Source organism: Nocardioides sp. Iso805N, from assembly GCF_000364605.1.
Lineage (GTDB): Bacteria > Actinomycetota > Actinomycetes > Propionibacteriales > Nocardioidaceae > Nocardioides.
Genome location: NZ_KB822584.1, coordinates 1 through 19,971, shown reverse-complemented (window position 1 = coordinate 19,971; position 19,971 = coordinate 1). Strand labels below are relative to the sequence as shown.

General features: G+C 66.2%; 19 protein-coding genes. 9 read left to right on the top strand and 10 right to left on the bottom strand.

Features of this window, described 5'->3' with window-relative positions:
* Positions 1–85 precede the first annotated feature (85 nt).
* Positions 86–1,168, top strand: coding sequence for a Fic family protein (locus tag H036_RS0117665; RefSeq protein ID WP_017936139.1), 1,083 nt, complete (start codon positions 86–88; stop codon positions 1,166–1,168).
* A 53-nt stretch (positions 1,169–1,221) separates the two neighbouring features.
* Here H036_RS0117665 and H036_RS0117660 read toward each other — a convergent pair whose 3' ends face one another.
* Positions 1,222–1,530, bottom strand: coding sequence for a hypothetical protein (locus tag H036_RS0117660; RefSeq protein WP_232421906.1), 309 nt, complete (start codon positions 1,528–1,530; stop codon positions 1,222–1,224).
* Between the two features lie 5 nt (positions 1,531–1,535).
* Complete coding sequence (locus H036_RS0117655; RefSeq protein WP_017936137.1) at positions 1,536–1,781, bottom strand: helix-turn-helix domain-containing protein; 246 nt, start codon at positions 1,779–1,781, stop codon at positions 1,536–1,538.
* Positions 1,782–1,891: 110 nt separating this feature from the next.
* Between H036_RS0117655 and H036_RS24600 the strand changes: the two genes are divergently transcribed.
* Positions 1,892–2,824, top strand: coding sequence for a helix-turn-helix domain-containing protein (locus H036_RS24600; RefSeq protein WP_017936136.1), 933 nt, complete (start codon positions 1,892–1,894; stop codon positions 2,822–2,824).
* A gap of 17 nt (positions 2,825–2,841) precedes the next feature.
* Here H036_RS24600 and mobF read toward each other — a convergent pair whose 3' ends face one another.
* A complete protein-coding gene (mobF, locus tag H036_RS23485) occupies positions 2,842–5,424 on the bottom strand; it encodes a MobF family relaxase (protein ID WP_017936135.1) in 2,583 nt (860 codons plus the stop codon).
* Between the two features lie 523 nt (positions 5,425–5,947).
* On the opposite strand from mobF, the gene H036_RS23480 reads away from it, so the two are divergent.
* Both H036_RS23480 and H036_RS24595 read left to right on the top strand, forming a co-directional pair.
* Positions 5,948–6,784 carry a hypothetical protein gene (locus tag H036_RS23480; RefSeq protein ID WP_157417585.1) on the top strand — a complete coding sequence of 279 codons (837 nt, stop codon included), beginning with the start codon at positions 5,948–5,950 and terminating at the stop codon, positions 6,782–6,784.
* Complete coding sequence (locus H036_RS24595) at positions 6,781–7,380, top strand: metallophosphoesterase (RefSeq protein ID WP_017936133.1); 600 nt, start codon at positions 6,781–6,783, stop codon at positions 7,378–7,380. The genes H036_RS23480 and H036_RS24595 overlap by 4 nt, the downstream gene beginning before the upstream one ends.
* On the opposite strand, the gene H036_RS0117630 is transcribed toward H036_RS24595, so the two are convergent.
* Positions 7,368–9,050 (bottom strand): tetratricopeptide repeat protein, encoded by a 1,683-nt coding sequence (locus H036_RS0117630; protein WP_157417583.1) that lies wholly within the window; start codon positions 9,048–9,050, stop codon positions 7,368–7,370. The two genes, H036_RS24595 and H036_RS0117630, sit on opposite strands and share 13 nt — an antisense overlap.
* A 126-nt stretch (positions 9,051–9,176) precedes the next feature.
* On the opposite strand from H036_RS0117630, the gene H036_RS0117625 reads away from it, so the two are divergent.
* Positions 9,177–9,521 (top strand): site-specific integrase, encoded by a 345-nt coding sequence (locus H036_RS0117625; protein ID WP_081615608.1) that lies wholly within the window; start codon positions 9,177–9,179, stop codon positions 9,519–9,521.
* Between the two features lie 48 nt (positions 9,522–9,569).
* The gene (locus tag H036_RS26210) at positions 9,570–10,127 is read left to right on the top strand and encodes a tyrosine-type recombinase/integrase (RefSeq protein WP_081615607.1); all 558 of its coding nucleotides are present in this window, start codon (positions 9,570–9,572) and stop codon (positions 10,125–10,127) included.
* A gap of 19 nt (positions 10,128–10,146) precedes the next feature.
* Here H036_RS26210 and H036_RS0117620 read toward each other — a convergent pair whose 3' ends face one another.
* The 5 genes from H036_RS0117620 to H036_RS24590 form a co-directional block, all read right to left on the bottom strand.
* A complete protein-coding gene (locus H036_RS0117620) occupies positions 10,147–11,724 on the bottom strand; it encodes a hypothetical protein (protein WP_017936130.1) in 1,578 nt (525 codons plus the stop codon).
* Positions 11,725–11,730: 6 nt separating this feature from the next.
* Positions 11,731–12,159, bottom strand: coding sequence for a hypothetical protein (locus H036_RS0117615; protein ID WP_017936129.1), 429 nt, complete (start codon positions 12,157–12,159; stop codon positions 11,731–11,733).
* 304 nt (positions 12,160–12,463) lie between these two features.
* A complete protein-coding gene (locus H036_RS0117605) occupies positions 12,464–13,180 on the bottom strand; it encodes a hypothetical protein (RefSeq protein WP_017936127.1) in 717 nt (238 codons plus the stop codon).
* 67 nt (positions 13,181–13,247) lie between these two features.
* Positions 13,248–14,339, bottom strand: a complete 1,092-nt coding sequence (locus H036_RS0117600) for a ComEC/Rec2 family competence protein (RefSeq protein WP_157417579.1) — start codon at positions 14,337–14,339, stop codon at positions 13,248–13,250.
* A gap of 513 nt (positions 14,340–14,852) precedes the next feature.
* Positions 14,853–15,428: a hypothetical protein gene (locus H036_RS24590; RefSeq protein WP_157417577.1), complete on the bottom strand. Its 576-nt coding sequence runs from the start codon at positions 15,426–15,428 to the stop codon at positions 14,853–14,855.
* A gap of 1,830 nt (positions 15,429–17,258) precedes the next feature.
* On the opposite strand from H036_RS24590, the gene H036_RS0117590 reads away from it, so the two are divergent.
* Complete coding sequence (locus H036_RS0117590) at positions 17,259–17,846, top strand: hypothetical protein (protein WP_157417575.1); 588 nt, start codon at positions 17,259–17,261, stop codon at positions 17,844–17,846.
* Positions 17,847–17,948: 102 nt separating this feature from the next.
* Here the strand turns inward: H036_RS0117590 and H036_RS0117585 are convergent, their stop codons facing one another.
* Positions 17,949–19,103 carry a hypothetical protein gene (locus tag H036_RS0117585; protein ID WP_017936123.1) on the bottom strand — a complete coding sequence of 385 codons (1,155 nt, stop codon included), beginning with the start codon at positions 19,101–19,103 and terminating at the stop codon, positions 17,949–17,951.
* 225 nt (positions 19,104–19,328) lie between these two features.
* Between H036_RS0117585 and H036_RS0117580 the strand changes: the two genes are divergently transcribed.
* On the top strand, positions 19,329–19,652 hold the full coding sequence (locus H036_RS0117580) for a hypothetical protein (RefSeq protein ID WP_017936122.1): 324 nt from the start codon (positions 19,329–19,331) through the stop codon (positions 19,650–19,652).
* Between the two features lie 131 nt (positions 19,653–19,783).
* A partial coding sequence (locus H036_RS23465) for a hypothetical protein (protein ID WP_157417574.1) occupies positions 19,784–19,971 on the top strand: 188 nt, incomplete at its 3' end.

Here is a 19,971-nt window from a genome sequence, read left to right as displayed (position 1 = left end):
CGACAGACTTAACAGATCTCGGCGACGTGTTAGGTTTCTCCAAAATACCTAACACGTCTTTCGGATGCGTTGAAGGAGCTAACACGTGAGCTGGAGCCCCGAGGTTCCCTTCAACGCTCTGCCGCCGCTGCCGCCGGAGGGCTTCGATCTTGAGCCCAAGGTCGTTCTCAAGGCGACGGTCGAGGCCCGCACGGCGCTGGCGACGCTTGCTCAGGCGGCCCGGCTGCTGCCGAACCCCAACATCCTCATCCACGCCGTCCCGCTGCTCGAGGCGCAGGCGAGCTCCGAGATCGAGAACATCGTCACGACAGCAGACGAGCTCTTCAAGCACGTCGAGTCTGGCGGTGGCGATCATGCGACTAAGGAAGCACTTCGCTATCGGAGCGCGCTCTTCGCCGGCGTGGACTCGATCAGGAACCGGCCGCTCACGGCGACGACTGCGTCCAGGATCTGCTCGGAGTTGCACGGCCGCGAGATGGACGTGCGTGCTGTCCCGGGCACGCGGATCGCGAACCCGACAACGCGCGAGATCGTCTATGCGCCGCCGGAAGGCGCTGGCGTCATCCGGGAGAAACTCTCGGCCTGGGAGCGCTTCATCCATGCAGAAGACGACCTTGATCCGCTGGTCAGGATGGCGGTCGCCCACTATCAGTTCGAGGCGATCCACCCGTTCCACGACGGCAACGGTCGCACGGGCCGTGTCATCAACATCCTGATGCTTATCGAAGCAGGACTGCTCGACGACCCGATCCTTTATCTCTCGCGCGCGATCATCGCTCGGAAGAACGACTACTACCGGCTGTTGCGCGCGGTGACCGCTGAAGGCGCGTGGATCGAGTGGATCCTCTACATGCTCGATGTCGTCCGCGAGTCTGCGACCTCCACAATCAGGAAGGTCGGGTCCATCCGCGCCTGTCAGGATGACATCGCCGAGAGAGCACGTGCGGCCACCCCGGGCGGGCGCGACGCACAGTTCCTCGACGTGCTCTTCGAGCAACCCTACTGCCGCATCAGCGCCGTCGCCGGGCGATGCGAAGTCTCGCGGCAGACCGCTTCGTCGTGGCTGCACGCGTTGGTCTCCGCCGGCCTGCTCAGCGACGTCAAGGTCGGAAGAGAGCTCCTCTTCGTCAACCACGAGTTCCTGGACGTGCTGACCCGCCCGGAGTGAGGTGGCTGCGCCTGCTAGTTGAGTAGCTCATACGATGGCGAATTGGTCGCGCCTCATGCCGATCGCGGTCGTCGCTTGGGTTGGGGGAGCAAGTCGCTGATGTCCGCCGTGGCGCGCTGCGGCGCGAGGAGAGCCTCGAGCGCAGCCTCCGCGAGCGCGATCCGCTTCTCCTCGTACGCCAGCAGCTGGTCGAGGCGCCAGCGGTCGGGGTGCGTCATGACAGGCGCCGGCACCAAGGTGCGGTCCTTGAGGTGCTGGTAGCCCCGGGTCTTGCCCCAGCCGTAGCGCGCCATCACGTCGTGGGCGTCGAGGAAGACGTGCCGTGGGTCTGTGTCTGCTGCCGCATCCGGCGGCCAGTGCATCGCGCTCACACCGCCTTCGGCTTGGGCAGGACGCCGTTCGAGGCGAGTCGCTGTGAGCGGATGAAGCGGCGCAGGTCGCCGACGGTCGTGTAGAGGCGGCGGCCGATCTTGAAGAACTCCGGCCCGGTGCCGATCTGGCGCCACCAGCGGACGGTGTTGACCGGGGTCATCAGGATGGCGGCCACGTCGTCGAGGGTGAGCAGCTCGTCGTCGTGGCGCTCGTGGAAGCGCAGGTCTTGCACGTTGTTCATGGTTCCTCCTGTGGGCACACTCCCGCGAGGACCGCGCGAGGCGACAGGTAGGTGTGTGGGTCGCCCCAGCCAGGGGCCCGAATAGGTCCGATCGGGTATACCGTCGACAGATGGAGCGGGCATATCTGCTCGAAATCGCCCGACGGCACCGGGGTCTCACGCAGGCGGAGCTCGCCGCGAAGGCCGGTACGTCGCAGGCGGCGTTGTCGGCGTACGAACGAGGTCTGAAGTCCCCGAGCCTCAAGGTGGCTTCGCGGATCGTCGAAGCGGCGGGGTGCAACCTGAATCTCTGTCTCCACATCGACTGGGTCGAGCATCGGGTGCCCGGGGTGGACCCGTTCTGGGTGCCGAACCTGCTCTGGAACGTCGACATGCCCGATTGCTTCGCAACCCTCGACATTCCGGACCTCATCAACGACGGCTCGATGAAGCAGTGGGATATGCGGGACCGTGAGCAGCGCAAGGGCGTCTACGAGCAGCTGGTCCGATGTGGGCTGCCGCAGCAGATGATCCGGTGGGTCGACGGCCCGCTGCTCGTTGATTTGTGGGACGAACTCGACCTCCCCGAGCCGGTCCGGAAAGCGTGGAGGTGGGCGATCGTGATCGCGAAGCAGCCCACTAACCCTGATCCGCTGAGGCTCCTGTCCGGGGAGCGTGCTGACTTCACGGCGAAGGCGTGGATTCGCGGGTACGAGCCGCAGCCGAAGCGGCCACGAAGAGCGAGGAGACCGAGAGCTCGCTTCGTGCGCACGAGGTTCGACCCGCGAGTTCCTGCGCGGGAGGATGACCGATCACTGGTGGACGTGTCCACGTCGGTCGCGGCGATCGTCGAGCGCCTCGTCGCGGAGCTTCCGAACACCAGGCACCCTTCCGCTCCTGCCACCTGGAACGCTGCAGTCGCGTTCGCCCGACGATGGGCGGGTGCGGGATACGACGGCGACGAGGTGGCCCTGACCCCGGAGGGAACAGAGTGCGTCGTTCGGATCGCCGTCGATCCCTTCGGCGACAGGAATGAGGTGGCCGCGCGACTCCGTCGCCTGTAGCGCGCCCCCTGGCTCGGTCACAACCCGAGACCGGGAGACTGCGACATGCGTGATGGCGCCGGTGGTCGATACACGGGATCGCCGGGAGCTGGGCGTCGTGCGGCAGGCGAAGCCGAACGGCGCGCGTACCGAGGCTTGGTGGGGCCGTACCGGTCGATCGCCTCGGCGGCCAACCCCGCGGCGTGCGATGGTCCGAGGTCGGCACGATCGCGATCGAACACCTCACACCATTGCCTGCGGGCATCCTCGACGGACTCGGCGACGAGATGGGCGACGTTGTGCTCGCGGCCGCGGGTCATCGCGACGTACGCCGATGCGGCGCCGGTGTGCTCCCCGACGAGGACGTGACTGGCGGCGACGGTCGAGCCTTGGGCGCCGTAGGCGGTGGTCGCATAGGCGAGCTCGACGTGCTCGCGCACATAGGCCGGTGGGAGCAGGCGGTGACCGTTCTCACCGGTCACCTGCAGCCCCGCCGTGGACGCGTCGACCACGGTCCACATCTCACGGTTGGCGACGCCGACCTGGGCATCGTTGTGACGGGTCGCGATGGTGTCGCCGACGCCGATCTGTTCTCCCGCGGCGGTGAGGACGGCGTCGGCAACCTGGCCGGTGACCACCCGCAGACGGTGGGCGGTGTGGTTGACGCGGGCGACCTGCTCGCGGGTGTCGGCGATGACGAGGTGACCGAAGGACGCCTTCACCGCGAGCAGGTCCTGACGTTCGACGTCACTGGCGTGGATGACGATCTCGCCACGGCGCAGCAGGTCGTCGAAGACGTCGCCGGGCTTGGTCCCGGAGCGCATCTGGAGCGACAGGTCGGCGTAGGCGGGGTCGGTGAAGCGGTGGACGCCGCTCAGTTCGGTGTGTCGGTCGGGGGTGTAGCGGGCGGCCAGGTCGAGGACGCCCCCGCGGCCGACGGCGGGTAGCTGGTGCCGGTCGCCGATCAGCAGGACGTGCGCACCGCCCGCGGCGGTGAGGGAGAGCAGGACGCGGGCGCTGTCCTGGTCGAGCATGCCGGCCTCGTCGACGACGAGCAGGGTGCGGCTGTCGAGCCGGGGAGCGGAGGGCGAAGGCGCGGTCCGGCGCCAGTGGCCGTCGTCGTCCCACCGGTAACCGTGCTCGTGGAGCAGCTTCGCGACGGCGCGCGTCTGGGTGCCGACCTCGTCCGCGGCGACCTGGGCGGCCTTGCGGGTCGGGGTCACCACGATCATCCGCCCGCCGCGCGCCTCGACCTGGGCGCGGGTGGCGGCGAGCCGCCGGGTCTTCCCGGCGCCGGCGGCACCTTCGACGACGGTGACCTTCTCCCGCTCGCCGGCGCGGATGATATGCGCGACCAGGTCGTACTCGACGGCGAGCACGTCCGCTGAGCTCAAGGCGCGAATGTGCTCCGGCACGTCGTCGCGGTGCACCAGCGGGACGCATATCTGGATCGCGCGTGCGGTCAGGTCCTCGGCGAGTTCACGGCGTACGGCGCCGGGGGCGACGACGTCGGCCGAGGTGATGAGTTTCTCGACCTCGCCGCGGATGTCGGCTGCGTTCCAGGCGGAGTGGTGGGCGCCGATCCGGTCGACGGCGCGCTGGGCCAGGGCATCGCGCTCCAGGGCCCCGATCTCTGTCCGGCCCTGGCTGTGGCTGGGGTTGGTCTCACGCGCGGGTAGCCGGAAGCCGAGCTCGATGAGCTCCTCGACCCAGCGGTTGCGCAGATCGGTCCCGGAGATCGGGACGACCTTGTCGGGCCGGGCGTCGGCCCAGGCTCGGCGGTCCCAGGTCTGCCGGAGGGTGGGTCCGGGCTCGTGGTCCGGGTGGTCGCGTCGCCACTGCGCCTCATACTGGTCGATGTTCGCTTCGATCTGTCGTGACCGTGCGCTGAAGGCTCCGGCGTACCCGGACAGCTGGGTGACCTCACCGGTCTCGGGGTCGAGGGTGTACCCGTGCTCCGCGAGGGCGGCCCGGAACTCCGGGTTGGTCATCACGGCCGCATGGCCGATGCCGTTGATCGCCTCGAGGCTGTCGCGTACGCCGACGGTGTGGATGCCGCGCCAGGCGCCTTGGGCAAAGACCCGGGCGTTGATCTGGAGGTGCAGGTGCCGATGCGGGTCGCCGGCACGCGAGGTGAAGTGGCGCACGACGGTCGCCTCGAGCTCCTCGACCGGGACCTGCACTTGCCGACCACGCGGGCCGATCCGGGTGGTCGCATGTGCGGCGAGCCAGCCGATGATCTCCTCGGCCGCCGCCATCTGGGCCGCGTCGTACGCCTGCGCAATGTCGTCGTGCAGCGCGGCGGCGAGCGACCAGGTCTTCGGTCCGTTGACGGTGACCTCGACGAACCGCACCGCCTGGTCGTCCTTGCGCAGTCGCCCCTTCGGCTCGTTCGTCTCGACGTCGTACCCGGCGACCCACGTCTCGTAGGACTCGCCATCCAGGTCTGCTCGGCGTTCGAGCCGCACGGAGTCCGTCGCACCGTCACGGCGGGCGACGAACCGCATGGCGAGGCCGCTGCCCTCGGCGAGGTAGTAGTCGTCGGCCCGCGACCGGTCGGCCTCGACGTAGTTGCGTGCAGCCTTGGCGGCGCCGCGGTAGACCTTCATCCCGCCGTGCATCGGAACCGCCTCCGTCAACAACCGTCGACAACCACATATCCCCAGGTCAGCGCGCCTCTTCCGGGGCGCTGGGCTACCTACTGTCGTAGCATGCGTGCCGCCCGAGATGGAGATGAAAGGAAGGCGGCAGGGGGAGGAATCGGGGAGCCATCGAGGGTTGGCAATGAAGGTTGAGGGAGCGGAGAGCGGGTGGAGTGAGAGGCGAGCTTGATCGGGATGGTGAGGGAAAGGCCATGGAGATGTTCCCTAGTCGGCGCTCGCGATCAACAGCGCGAGCGCGCGAGTGTCCAAGCGGTGCCGGCCTCGTACACCGCTCGCCGGGCGCCCATATCGCCCAGATTGCCTCACCTCTGGTTCGCCTATCCGCACTGCTACTCGGTCGAGAATCGAGCCTCTCGTATGTCGGCTTGTTGGCGGTACGGGTCGCGCTCAAGGGGCACGCACCGCAGAATCTCGTGTGCCGCGGCAGTCAATCATGTTGGTACTGCAAGAATCGGATGCTCTGGCAGAGAGAATGTGTCACGTGACGAGTGGACATCTGCCCGCTGACGCTGACGTGACGCCGTCGGCATGGCAGTCGATCGATGAAAAGCTGACCGGTCTCGGCGTGCCGTCGACACTCCGTGCCGAACTGCGCTCGAAAGTCATGGGCAACTGGCAGGCGTTGCTGCTCTACGGCAGCTGGGCTCGTGGGGACGCCGACCTCGAGTCAGATGTTGATGTCCTCCTCCTCGACGCCAGCGCCCACTGCCGGGCAAGCCGCGACGGGCAGGTCAGTATCGCTAGATACGACATCCGCGACCTCTCCAATCTGTCGGGGACGCTGTTCGGGTTCCACCTGGCCCGTGATGGCATCGTTCTGTACGACACGGACGACCAGTTGGCGCGCGCTCTTGCTGCGATCCAGGCGCCTGAGCCGGGCTCGATCATTACTCGGGTTCGCTCGTTGACCCCGGTACTTGATGTATCGAAGGCCGACCGCGGCAAGTACATCGAAGGACTGACGAAGGTCGGGCGATACCTGCTGCGAACCGCGTTGTATGCGCAGGCGCTGGATGCGGGGAGGCCGTGCTTCTCGGTCCGGGAGATCGCAGATCGCAGGCATGACTCGGCCCTGGTGTCTGTGCTTTCCTCGCACGAGGCTGTTCGGCCAGCGGCCAGTCTCGAGGTCTTCAACGACCTCTGCGGACGTCTAACAGCGGCGGTCGGGCCACTTGCATCAAACCCGTACGGCACCCTCCACGGGCTCATCGAAGGGTCGTGGGCCGATGACCGGGAACTGTCGAACTTCGCGACTCTCATCCTTGCTGGCGACGGAGAAGAGTTGCCCTATGACGAACTGCCACGGGTAACGCTGTGACCTTCCAAATCGGTTTCATTGGAGATGTACATGGCGTTTTGGATCCCTTGGTCAGGGTCGTAGAACGAGCGCAAGATGAGGCGGCTGCCCTCATCTTTCTCGGCGACTACGTCAACCGAGGTCCGCAATCGAGCCAGGTTCTCGAGTACCTCGTCGAGCTCCAGCACGACCTTGGACGCCGCGCACACTTCCTGCTCGGCCATCACGATGAAGCATTCCTCGCTGCCATCGACGACGGCCGCATCGACCGTTTTCTACGGATGGGCGGCGCCGCGACGCTCAGCAGCTATCCACGGCAGGCTGCCGATGGCACGATCCTCCCTTTGCGTCAACGCGTGCCGGAAACGCATCTCGAGTTCCTGCGGAACCTCGACCGGTCCTTCAATACGGCCGGCTGCTTCGCCGCCCATGCTCCGAGCGACGGCGAGTCGCTCCCGGCCGACACCTTCGGCGTGTTCGGCCACCGTCTCCTCCCGGGCGGCGTGCCGGAGATCAATGAGTCGCGCGCGCTCATCGACACGGGATGCGGCACCCTGCCCGAAGGGAAACTCACCTGCTTCCTCTGGCCGAGCAGGACTTGGATTCAGGCGCCCTGAACCTTGTTCTTAAGGTTCTCGAGATCGCTACGAAGACCGGCATCCGACGCCTCAGCGACAGCCACGTCGGCAGCGGCGAGAAACGTGGCGGCCGAGGGTTCGCCGGCGCGCCACGCATGCTCGGCGCGCAGAAGAGCAGAGACGGCCGCGCCCTGGACGTCGCTGGTCGAATCGGCGATCTCCTGTGTCGCAGCAATGCGCTCGGTTGCCTTATCCAGTTGACCGGATTGCAGGAGGCACCGTGCCTGCAGGCCGCAGACGATGCCTAGGCCCTTCTGGTTGCTCAGCTGCTCGTTGATCTCATAAGCAGACTCGAGAAGCGGTTCCGCTTCAAAGTGCTGGCCGAGTCGGATGTGGGCCTCGGCTTGGCCGGCGAGTGCGTTCGCACGTAGATGCTCGTCGGAGTCGTCCTCGAGCAAGCCCCGCGCCGTGGCGAAATACGGGATGGCGTCCTCGTAGTTGGACTGCTCGAGATGGAATCGGCCGAGGTTGATAGCCGACTGGGCAAGTTGATCTGGCGTGCCAATCTCTTCCCGGACAACGTGCGCAAGCTCAAATTGGGTCCGAGCCGCGTCGATCTTCCCGGCTCGCAGCAGCGAGTGGCCGTAGTTGTCGCGCGCGTAGCACAGTTCGTCCGGGATCGGCGCTCGCGCGGCCTCGGCCGTTCGGACCGCCTCGCTCAACGTTCGGACTGATTGGCCCAACTCACCAAGATGTCGCTGCAAGACGCCGATGTTCGACATTGCTCGCACTCGAAGTGCTGCTGCTTCGCCTGTCTGGGACGCCAACAGGCCGCCATCCGCGACGACCTGGCGGTTCAAATCCATGGCTCTGTCCGCGCGCCCGGTGCGTCGCATGAACTGCCCGAACTCCAAGACAGCGGCCGGGTCATCGTCGACTGTCGCTGCCGCGTAGGCGGCTTCAGCCTGCGTGAATAGCCTTTGATCGGTGTAGGACCGGGCCGCCGCCAGCAGCGCGGCTGGATCCAGATTCCGAAGGGCTCCTGTGTCGATGGTGCCAGGGGACAAATCGACTACGACGGGGGCTTTGGGACCGTCGTCGTGGAGCCACTCGCGCATCTTTCTGCCGATCTTGTGACGGAGGGAAGCCTCGGAGTCGAATGTCTCGAACATCAGACCCCTGCTGTTGGGCTGCTCCAGCATCGAGCGGAAGGTCAGGACCTTCTTCAGGTCGTCACCGGGGTCGCGCATTCGCGCCGCTTCGATGTCTTTGAAGAGAACGAGCATGTCGCGCATCTCGCTCTTGGCATCCGCGAGCAACTCGATGGCCCGATAGAACTCCTCCTCGGTTCCGGAGGAGTACTTGCTGTCCTCCGAAGTCGGCGAGCCCCAGCGGTCATGAAACATCACGACGGCGTAGTCGCATCCGTCCATGCGTGGGTTGATGCGGCCCTGTGCCCGCCCGACCCCGCCGGGAACGTCTTCCCAGGCGTGCACATAGAAGAACGAGAGGTGCCGCAGAGCTGCGGACTCGTTGTGCTCGCGGTAGACGTCCCGGCAAGCCCGGCGCTCGGATTCGAGGCCGCCTGGAGAGGCTAGAAAGACCTGGCGGCATGTCACGTCCCTGAGCACCCAGGCAATGTAGGACACGGCGACGGACCGGGTGACGTGTTCCTCGGCATCCGCGCATTTTCCCGCGTCGCGGCGCACCGAGGCTGACCGCAAGCGGAAGATCTACGGTCGAGGACCGCCTCGCTGCAAGCAGTGGGGACCTCTTCTTGATTCGCAGGTCTCGTCACGTCCACCACCACGCTTCTGCCGTTCCAACCCGACACCATGACCGCGGCCCAACAAGCCGCCGTGTCCTACCTGGCCCGCCACGCCGGCCACACCCACAGCCTCTACGCCTACCAACTGCGCCGCCGGTTCAACTGGTGCGACGCCAACGGCCTCGACCCACTCCTCGATATCCAGCGCGCACACGTCGAGCTCTACATCCGCCACCTCGGCCAAGGCGGCCTGATGGCCTCCTCAACCAACACCGCCATGCACGCTGTCCGCGGCTTCTTCCGCTTTGCCCACATCGACGGCCTCATCACCACCGACCCAGCCATCTACGCCCGACTGCCGAAGGTCCACCAGGACGAGCCCGCACCCAGGGCCTTGATCGCCTCGAGCTGATCCGCTTCCTGCAGACCGCGCAAACCCTCACCGCCCACCACGGCGCCCTTGCTTACCTGCTCCGGCATCAACGCCCTACGGGCCTCCGAGGCGGCAGCAGTGCGGATCAAGGACTACACCGACACGCTTCGGGGACACCGCGTCCGGTGGCTGGTCGGTAAGGGCGACAAGCCGGCCCCGATGCCGCTCACCGTGCGTGTGCTCCGAGTGCTGGAGGCGTGCCGAGGGCAGCGCACTGCCGGCCCGCTGATCCTGCGGCCGGTGTCCGGCGAGCCCATCGATCGGCGCGACGCCTACCGCATGGTCGTCCGCATCGCGGAAGCTGCCGGTATCCCTCGGCACATCAGCCCCCACTCACTGCGCCACGCGCCATCATCAATGCACTTGACGCCGGCGTCCCGCTACGCGACGCCCAGATCCTCGCCCGCCACGCCGCCACGCCGCCCCCCGCACCACCGAGCACTACGACCGCGCCCGCGGCAACCTCGACCGCCACGCCGTTCACTTCTTCACTGCCTACGTCGCCGGCGTCTGAGCCACAACCGGCGAGTCAAGGCGCCCAGAATGCGGCGGCGTCCAACGGGCGTAGACCGAACGCGCTCTTAGCTGACCACGACGCGCCGGCTCAAAGTGGGCTCATACGCTCCCAGAAGTACGGCTCGAACTCCGCCGGAAGTGCATTGAGGAGGGTGCGGACGAACACTGACGTGTCCTGACCACGCTCGCGTCCAGTTTCGATTGCTTGTCTGGCCAGCCAGACAACTGCGCCACTCGTGCGGGGGCTTCCGAGGTCGACCTGGCCCCCTTCGAAGACCTCGTCAGGATCGCTCAGCAGTCCCAACCACACGAGCAGCTGCGGGACGCTCGGTGTGAAGTCCAAGTAGATCGGGAGCCACGGGCAGTGCTCGAGCAGCAGCGCCGCCCGGTCCCGCACCCACGGGATCTGGGCGTCTGGCCTCGGGTCGTCGGCCGCCTCGAACCTGACGATGACGCGACCGTAGTAGCGAGCAGAGTGTGGATCTTCGTGGATCGAATGCATGGGATCGATGAACTCCGCCGGCGCCATCGCCTCGCTGATCGACAGCACGGCCGGGGCGCCCGACACCTCTGACAGCCACTGCAGCTCGGCGGGGGGTGGGGAAACGTCCACGTGCCGCGCGTACTGCTGGAGCGCGGCCGCAACGACCATCTGGCTCTCGACGAGGCTGCCGGACAGGTCGTCGTCGCTTTGGGTGTTCCACCCGTGCGGTCGAGCCGGACGGAGGACGGGAATTCGGCCCTGCTCCTCGGGAAGCAAGACGATGACGGGGTCGAGCTGGCGGAGGTTCGTGACGAGGAAGTCGTCGGGGCTGGCCAGCCAATGTTCGACCGAGCCGGGACCGAGGCTCCTCAACCGCTCGCGCAGCGCGGGGTGCACCTGATCGCCTAGCTCCGCCGCCGACGTGTGCGGGTCACGGATGCCGATGCCCGCGTCCGCGAGAGCCGCACAGACCTCGGACGTCGAAAGGTTGGGACCCGAACGTGCGAGGCATGTCAGGCTCACCTCCAGCGTGCTGCTCGGATCGTCATGGGACAGGCCGATGCCGACCAGCCGTGCGAAGTGCGCCTCGGCTTGGGTGTCGCCGAGGACGAAGCGGCAGTAGTCGAACGCCGCTCGATGGCTCCAGCCGATCTCGTGCTCGTGGAGCCACCGCGAGAAATGCGGGCCCGGATCGGTATAGCTCCAGTGCGTCGTGAACTCGATCCAGGTCGCGTGTGCCTCGACCAGCTCCATCGGCGCGAGGCCAGTCCTGCCGCGCCGGTGGATCCAGCTCAGGAGCTCGACGACCTTGGCGTCCTGGGCGTTCTCACCCGGGTCCGGACGGAATGTCCGCAGCACGTCGTGCAACTGAAACGTGAACGTCTCGTCAACCGGACCGCTGGCCTCGGCAGCGAGCCTCTTTAGCAACGTTCGGAAGATCGCGGACTGCCACTCGAGCAACTGCGCGGACATGACGGTCTGCGCGAGGTGGGTCAGCTCGTGCGTCAGTGTGGAAGCAAGCTCGCGGTCATCAGCGAGGGGGTTGAGGCCCTCCCCGAAGACAGGGCTCTCGCTGTTGGTGAGGATGAGCGCTGACGCCCAGTCATAGAGCCCGGCAACATCGGGTGGCGGGAAGGCAGGTGCGATTGCGTCGATCGCCCTTCGTGATCTGCGCCCGACCATCGATCGTCACCCGGCCCGAGGAGCAGACGCCACGAAGACGAGGACCAGACTGGACAGGACCGCCGCAGTGATGACCAGCGCGGTCGCCGTCACGAGCGAGCGACGTACGGACAGCACCGCGCTCTCGTGCGCCTGCCGGATCTCGTCGGGGACTCGCGGGTCGAACGAGCGGAAGCGTGGCTGTGAAGCCAAGAGACCGGCGACGTAGGCCGCGATGACGACGGCCAGATCGAGCGCGAGCAGTACGACGATCGGCGTGCCGAGCTCGGGGTTGCGGAGCGCAACCAGTGACGTCACCCCGGCGGTCGTCAGCGTCGCGAGCCAGGCGGCGGTCGAGGTGAGCTTGTCGGCGGTTGCCTTGCGCTGGTCGAGTGCTCCCTCGACCATCTCGGTCGCGCGGCCCAGCCAGTAGGTGTCGTCGACTAGGTCGTTCACGCTGGTTCCTGAGGAGCGATGACGTACGAGCTCACGTGGCCGCCGGGCGCATCACAACGCAGGAAGATCCGGAACGGTGCCGACGGATCGGACGCGCGCTTGCGCAGGGCGCCAACGACCGTCACGCGTCCCTCATACGTCACCCGACCCGAGCATCCCTCGTGCGCGCAGGCGAAGACCACCGGCTCCATGTCGAGGAGGGTAGTGGTTTCGACGAACGGACGACCACATCTCTGGGTCCCCATTCGGGACCGTCGAAACGCGTCATATCGCCGCTCGAGCCGCCTGCGGTCCCGGGCGGTGCTCAACTCGACGTGTCCGCGACGGGCGGAACTAGATGCTCAAGCGCCTCGAAGAGGCGCTCCGCATACGTCTCTCCTTGCGTCCGAACCCAGTCGGCCGACACGATGACGACCCAGGCAGCCAGAACAAGCGCGTGGACGATGCCGAGCAGCAGCCCCGGACCAGGCGACACCACGATGGCCCAGGCCAGGTCGAAGGCCAGGCTCACACTGGTCAAGATGACGCCCAGAGGCTTCATCGCCAAGAGGTTGCGGCGGAACCCGAACTGCGTGTTCTCATCGTGAATCAACTTGAACGCGGGCTGGTCCCCACGGGTGCGCGCGATCAGGGCCCGCGTCGCCGCAACATAGGTGGCATCGCTCGCAGCCGTCTCAGCGTCCTGGTAGGGCAGCGAGATCTTCGTGGCCGCCTGCAGCAAGTCCCGCCGGCGCAGGAACTCCAGCGTTGCCTGGTTCTCCCGCCACCGCAGGAGATGGGTGGTCGGCATCCCACCCCATTCGTCGACCAGCTGCTTCTCCAGGCGCTTGCCTCGGTCACGAACCCAGCTGGCGAGGAAATACACGGCACCTACCGCGACCGCGAGCGCCCACAGCGCCTGAGCCGGTGAGTGCGGCCAAACGACCACCACGATCGCGGCGACAGGCGCCGCGGCCAGGAGGGCGGGGTATACCCGCGCTCTCAGGGCGTAGGAGTCGAACAGATCGCCGACGCCGGACATTTCGTCTCCTCTCGAACCTGCGACGGGGAGGGCCGACCAGCGACCCTCCCCGGAACCCGCCAGGGGCTCAGGCAGCGCCCTGTTCGTCGTCAGACTCGTCGAGCCACTCCAGTGCCGTCACCGGCGTGTTGTACGCGGCCCGCGTCGGCGCGGTGTCGCCGTGCCACCACAGGTTGACCCCCCGGCTGCAGTAGACCGGATAGCCGCGACGCTTGATCGCGTTCGCCACCTCAGCACGAGGATGGTCGACGGCCTCCTTGGCGACGCTCGCCACCGCGCCCCCACGGATGCCGTCCGTGCGCGTCCCGAGCAGCCGATCGAGCAGTTGCGGCGTGAGGTTGTGACGGGAACCGTGGTGCGGCACGTCGAACAGCTCGATGGTTGCCTGCGAGCGACCCAGGGCATCCAGCTTGTCGGCGGCAAGCGTCAACGCAGGCGCACCAGAATCCCCGGTGAAGAGAGCGCGAGTGCCCTCCACCTGCAAGTCGAGGATGATGCTTGAGTTGTTACGGGGAGTGGTGCCGCCGTTGTCGCCCGTCATCGTCTCGCCGGGGTCACCGAACAGACTGCGCACCTCACGCACGAGCGCACCGAATGCGGATTTCATGCTGTGGGAGAGACTGCCGACCGCTGACGGCGACGACTGCTCTCGCAGCATCTCGGAGTAGTACTCCTCGGTCGGACCGGCGATCACGAGGGCGCCGCCGAAGAACGAGGTACCGGCGTAGGACGTGTCGTCGACCGTGACCCCGTGTCGCTGCGCCAACGCGACGAGATCCTCGACGATCTGGGACTTTACGTCATCGTCCGGGCCATACCCGTAGCGGCTGGGCCTGTGAATGAGGAGGCGCCTGACATCGAGACGCTCGAGAACCTCGAACAGACCCATGATGTGGTCATCGTCGGGATGGGTGCACACGACCAGGTCCACGGTCGGGGTGCCGTAGTAGCTCTCGACATGGTCGGCGAGCCGTTCACCGGTCTCATGGAAGCCGCCGTCGATGATGACGACGGCCTGCGTGCCAGTGTCAGGTCGGGTGAACCGCATGGCGATCGCGTCGCCAGTGTTGGTCTTCTCCCCAACCCACATGTAATCAACTTCGTACATCAGTCTTGCCTTTCGAGTGTGTCTGACCACTCGACCTTCTGCTTCGACCAACACACGACTCGCGGGCCAGCCCCAATGCCAAGCATCAGGGCCGCTCCCGATAGTCTTTTGACAGTCATCACGCCAATGACACCGTCGAGACCTTGGAGCCGAGCTATGGCCTCGGACCGAGGTCTCGCGGCATTTGTGACTACAGCGTAGGCCACGAACTACGCCCTTGGAATTACGCGATGGGGATTCGCTGTGGACAAGTGGCCATCGACTTGGGGATAAGCGTTCACATGCGCCCCTTCGACCCCATGGACCCCTTCTGCCACAGATTTTTTGTGGAGGACACGCCGAAGCGATCGCAATGCCAACGATGCGAGCCCTCTCCCACTACGTTCCGCGCGCCTTCACGTGAGAGCGACGACGTCGCCTCGAGTTCTAGCGCCTGAAAAGGAGCCACGGGCGCGCCCCGCTCAGGCTGCGTCAAACCGCCGCGAGCCGACCTCGTTGTCGAGTGCCAGATGTGCCGATGACCGGTCGATGAGAAGTTCCCGTGGAGCCGGTCATCGTGCCTGGTCATCGACCCAGGGCAGCGTCCTGAGAAGCCTGGATCGCGGTTGGATACTCAAGCGGCGATTTGGCATCGAAGTGATAGCTCGACGACTCACTCACCCGGGCTAAGGAAAGCCCGTCAGGCTCTAACCCACTGCCATGGACCACCAGGCCCACGTGCGGTACATCGGTGGTGAACCCTGCCCAAGCCGGGCCGTTCTCGACGAGAAGCCGAGCCGTCACCACCTGTCCGTCGACCCGCCAGGCAACCGTCGGCCAGGACTCCCAGCGGTCCGCCTCCATCTCGATGCGACGAATGTCCCTGGAGTGACCGAGCAAGACCCGGGCAACGTCGAAGGCGAGGCCGTGCTCGAACGTCTCTCCAGGTGAGCGCAGCGGTGCGGACCGATCAGGCGAGAACGACCCGACCACAGCCCAGTTACCGCCAGCGCTCCGGGCCACGTCTCGACCATGGCCGAGCCAGATGCCCCACACCGAGTGGCCGGCTGGTCCATCAAGCAGGTCCAGCCAGCGCGGACCCGCCCACGTCCGGTCCAGGCCATACATCGGGAAGTCAATCGGCGGATGATGGTGTGTCACCACATGCACGATGCCACTGACCGGGGATGCGCGTCTTCCGCCGCGTGGCGGACGCACTCATCTGCGGATGAACGCGCAAGGCACGACCACCAGATTCGCCCCTCGAGCCGCCGACTACGAAGCCGCGCACTCAGGATCTGGCGCGCCCTCGCGCAACCGCCTCGAGTCCCTTTGGGATTGGCCCCAGTGCCGCGAGCGCAGCATCCGCGTTGCGACGATCGCGTCCGGGTGCGGACATGCCACCGCAACCAGTCAGGCCAATCTGAACGACCTCGGCTCCCGGTTGGGAGGGGTAGGTGAGGAACACCGTGACACCGGAATTGTCGTCCGCCGGGCAGCTGAAGGGGCCCTGAGGCAGGGCGGAAGCGTGCTCGACCGCGTTCGCGAAGTCTTCTGCGTGTTGTGCATCCAGTCGAGTCAGGACCGGCCGACACCGCGAGTTCATCCCCGGCAGCCAGAGCGCGACGCCGCCCGCGGGGTGCTGACCGACCCACAGGCGGCGGCCGACCGGTGTCTCGGCTGACTGAACCGGAAGACCGTCGGAAGCCGAGCAGACTCCGCTCTTATCGTTCGGATGAGGCACAACTGTCGGCGTCGCTGCGAGGACAGGAACTCCTGACCGCTCATCGTGGTGCTTGGCACGCGCGTGAGCGGCCACCGCTCCGCCAGTTCCGACGGCCACGATGGCAACGAGCAGGACCGCGGCCCAACACGACCTCATAGCGGCCATCCTCGTACGCGCAAGCAATGCTGTCCCGAAATCGACCCGGTCGCTTCCAAGGTGCGCCACACCCCCGCGAGCCGACCACGCGTCTGCCGCTGGCCGGGACGTGCCCATGCCAGCACGCTATGGTCGCCCAGGTGACCGCAGATACGCGGGCCGCGCTCGTCTTGGTGACGTGCTTCGGTGCGCCCCCGAGCCGAGCGACGACAACGGACAGTTCAGGATTGAAGAAGCCTGGGTGGATGACGACGCTATCTGCATCGTCCACCGAGGCTGGTGGCACAGGGGACCCTTGGGACTGCGGCGACCGGTCGAGCGCGATCCATCAGTCGAACAGATCGTGGCCTATGTCCTGGTCGAGGAACTGGGCAAGCCGCCGGTTCGCTGATCGAAAACGTGTTGCCCGACGAACAAGGTATCGTGTGCTGGAACGGCAACGACCCTGCCTAGCGCGATTACAGACGACACGGCTGACGGCTCGGACCTAGCCCCAACAAGCGCCGTTCCAAAGGTGCGTCGATCCGCCGCTTGTCGCCGACGAGGGACGAGTGCAGGCGGCTCTAGCCAGATCGGCCGATCCCACGCATCCTGGAACGAACCTCTCGGAGGGAGAGCTGGATGCGGGGAGATGAAGCCCGAGTCGTTCGCGCCTTCAGCGATCACCTCCGACGCGAAGGTTGGAGCGTACAGACGGAAGTCGACTTCGTCGACGTGAAAGCGACTAAGGGGAGCGCGACTCTGTACGCCGAGGCCAAGGGCCGAACCGAAGCGATCGGACTTGACGTGGACACGCTCTACGGTCAACTTCTCCGCCGAATTCCGGAGGACGCGGCGGACTCCCTGCTAGGCGTCGTTGTGCCAGAGAAGGCAGTCACGGCCGCACTACGTGTGCCCGAATGGGTGCGCGCCCGGCTTCGAATCGCCATTTGGGCTGTGTCCGACGCCGACGAGGTCCGTCAGGTCGCTCCGCCGCCGGCAAACTTGTAGGCGTCACACCCGCGTCACACCGCCGCGAGTCCTTCTGGTCTCGCCCACGCGGGCTTCTATCCGACATCGCCGTACGCGTTTGCACGGCATGGTCTCGGTGCGACCCGTACAGTTGCCGCATGTCCGGAGATGGGGCGAGCGCCAAGGGCGACCTGATCCCTGATCCTGGTCACCTCAGACCACCGACCTCTTGGGACACCTACGGCCTCGGCGCCGCCGGCATCATCGTGCTCGTTCTCGGGTGGACGGCGAGTTCTTACCTGGGCGGTGTCGCTCGGGTCATTTGTCGAGTCGTAGCTGTGGCCGGCGGCCTTTACCGCGCCTATCTCATCCTCATCTGTGTCGGGATGACCATGCTCGTTCGGGTTCCTGGCCACTGGGCTGATCGGATGCGGCGCGACGAGGCACGGGCCTCAGGCGAAGTGCTGTTGGAGTTACTGTTCGGACGCCCCGGAGACGAGCCGCCCGAATTCGAACTGATGGAACCGCTTACTGACGAGCTCAGCGGTGGCGGCGCGTGCGGCCAAAGCACCACCACCGGCGGCGCCGTCACCTGCTACCTCCACGGCCGGGAGCTGGATCACTTAGTGACCAGCGCGAGGGCGGTTTCCGCGCGCTTCGGCCTACCCTCAAACGCCTATCTGTGGGTACCAAGTCAGGCACGGCGCGGGTACGGGACCAGGCTTCCCATCACGACTGCCTCCTGACCCCTGACTTCTGATCCCCCCGGGCTGCCAGCGCCGATCGACAGGCAAAGCAAGAGCGTCCATCCGCCGCGCATGGGACGAAACCGAGTGCTCTCGCTCGCTTCAGCGGGGTTCCTCGGACTGTGAAGCGCGGACGGCGCTCCAGATGTCGCTGGATGCCGCGCGAGCAGCTATCGCTTGAGCCGTGGTGGCTCGGTACAAAGCCGCCAAGTCGCGCAGATCGCCCTCAGGTATTCCGTCGAGCTGAGCGTCCGTCGCGTTCTTGATGGTCTCAAGGACTGACCCCTCGCCGAGAAGCCTCATGCCCTGCCAATGAGCGGCGTTGAGGGCATCGAGTAGATCCTCGCGCGCGTCTTCGAATCGAGGTCCGTTAGCCCTCGGCGCTGGAGCCGTGCTGGCTCGCTCCTGGCCATCGGCCACCCGCTGCACAAAGTCCGCGATAGGGAACCAGTTGGGATTGTTCGGGTCAGAGACCGCGACTTGGTACATGGTGCTCACCCACGTGCCAGTCGTGATGTCCTCACGCATCGCCGGTCCATGGAGACCCCGATGACGGCCCATGAAGTTGTAGGGCAGCGACCCCCCTTGGAAGTCCGACACGATTGCCTGCCCACTGAGGCGAGCGTCGTCGTTCGGCAGCGCTCGGGTCACGAGGTCGACGTAGCGGTTGAGCGCCTCGTCGAGCATGGCGAGCCAGTACGGCGGGGCGATGCCCGCGTAGGCATCACGCAACTCCGACCAACTGATCGCTTGATGAGGTTCGAGATGGAGGGTCATCTGCTCGGGAGGGAGCAGAGCGCGGTGGACCACCGGCACTGCGTCGACGCCTAGCCAGGAGGCCAGTCGTTGCGCAAGCGGTAGCAGCAGATCGAGTTGCTGATCCAGTTGCTTGCGAAGAGCGCCACCCCCAGGCCGATCGAACATCTTCGCCTCAAGCGCGAACAACACGGGCTCCGGGCGAGTGACGAGAAAGACCACGTCGGGGGTGTCGCGGGCTGTGGAGAGGCCCTCAAAGCGTGCACGAGCTGGCCCGTACGCCGACTCCGCGATGCCATATTCAGTGAAGAAGACGAGTCCGCAATCCTGGGGATCGTCGCGGACATCGACGCTCGGCCAGCCCATGAGCGCCGTGAGCCGCGCCAACTCTGGCAGTTGCGCGCAGACGATCCCGGGGAGGACCGTGCCGGTGTAGAACCGCTCCTTGCGGTTGAGCGGCAGCGTTTCGTCGAGTAGCGCCGACAAAGACTCCATAGCCATGGCTCTTGTGTATCAGTACCGGCCGACAAGGTCTTGGGCCGTTGCGGAGCGTGCGTCATTCCGCCGCGTCGTGACGCCAACGAGCCACCAGGTGTCCACCGCCTCCCCCTAGCGTCCGTATGCGCAGTGGGGCGACCGAAACCGATGTGCGCTCGTCCTGTAACGCGTCGGTCGGCGCCACTAATGTCGCCGTAACCGAGCCACCCCACGCAGGAGCAAACCACCGTGAGCAACGACCAAGCGACCCTCTTCATGGCCGCCTTCAGCATCTTCGTCACGCTCTGCGTCGCCATAGTCGGCTGGAAGCAGGTCAACCGCGCCAACGCGCTCGCGAAGAACGCCAACGATCGGGCAGAGAAAGCCGACCAGCGAGCCGAAGAAGCCCACGCCCTCGCACAGTCCGCGGAAGAACGAGCCGACCGACTCGAGCATCTCGCCGCGGAACGCCGTGACGTCACTTGGGCGCGCCGGCGGGCGTCCAGCAAGCCGGTGCCGGCACCTCGGTCGAAGCAGCAAAGAGTGATCCCCCGGCATAGCCTTGACCGGTGACCGATGAGAAGCCCACGACAAGAGTCCGTCGGCTCAAGGACAAGATCGTCGACTTCGGCGAGTTCGTTTGGGACGTGCTCTTCTTCTGGCTCTAGCCGCGAGCCGATGTTCCGGCCACTATGGTCGCCCACGTGACCGGAGAGACCCGGGCAGTGCTCATCTTGGCTGATGTGCTTCGGCGCGCGCCCGAGCCGAACGACCACAATGGGCAGTTCGCGATCGAGGACGCCTGGGTGGAGGGCGAAGCGATCTGCATCGTCTACCGGGGCTGGTGGCACAGCGGGCTCTTGGGACTGCGGCGACAGGTCGAAGACGGCCC

Coding starts and splice junctions, on each gene's coding strand:
- H036_RS0117620 (WP_017936130.1), bottom strand. CDS start 11,724: ATGGTCGGGCGCAGATCACGAAGGGCGATCGACGCAATCGCACCTGCC.
- H036_RS24600 (WP_017936136.1), top strand. CDS start 1,892: ATGGAGCGGGCATATCTGCTCGAAATCGCCCGACGGCACCGGGGTCTC.
- H036_RS0117660 (WP_232421906.1), bottom strand. CDS start 1,530: ATGCACTGGCCGCCGGATGCGGCAGCAGACACAGACCCACGGCACGTC.
- mobF (WP_017936135.1), bottom strand. CDS start 5,424: ATGCACGGCGGGATGAAGGTCTACCGCGGCGCCGCCAAGGCTGCACGC.
- H036_RS0117605 (WP_017936127.1), bottom strand. CDS start 13,180: ATGTCCGGCGTCGGCGATCTGTTCGACTCCTACGCCCTGAGAGCGCGG.
- H036_RS0117585 (WP_017936123.1), bottom strand. CDS start 19,103: ATGGCTATGGAGTCTTTGTCGGCGCTACTCGACGAAACGCTGCCGCTC.
- H036_RS0117655 (WP_017936137.1), bottom strand. CDS start 1,781: ATGAACAACGTGCAAGACCTGCGCTTCCACGAGCGCCACGACGACGAG.
- H036_RS0117590 (WP_157417575.1), top strand. CDS start 17,259: ATGTCCGGAGATGGGGCGAGCGCCAAGGGCGACCTGATCCCTGATCCT.
- H036_RS0117625 (WP_081615608.1), top strand. CDS start 9,177: ATGACCGCGGCCCAACAAGCCGCCGTGTCCTACCTGGCCCGCCACGCC.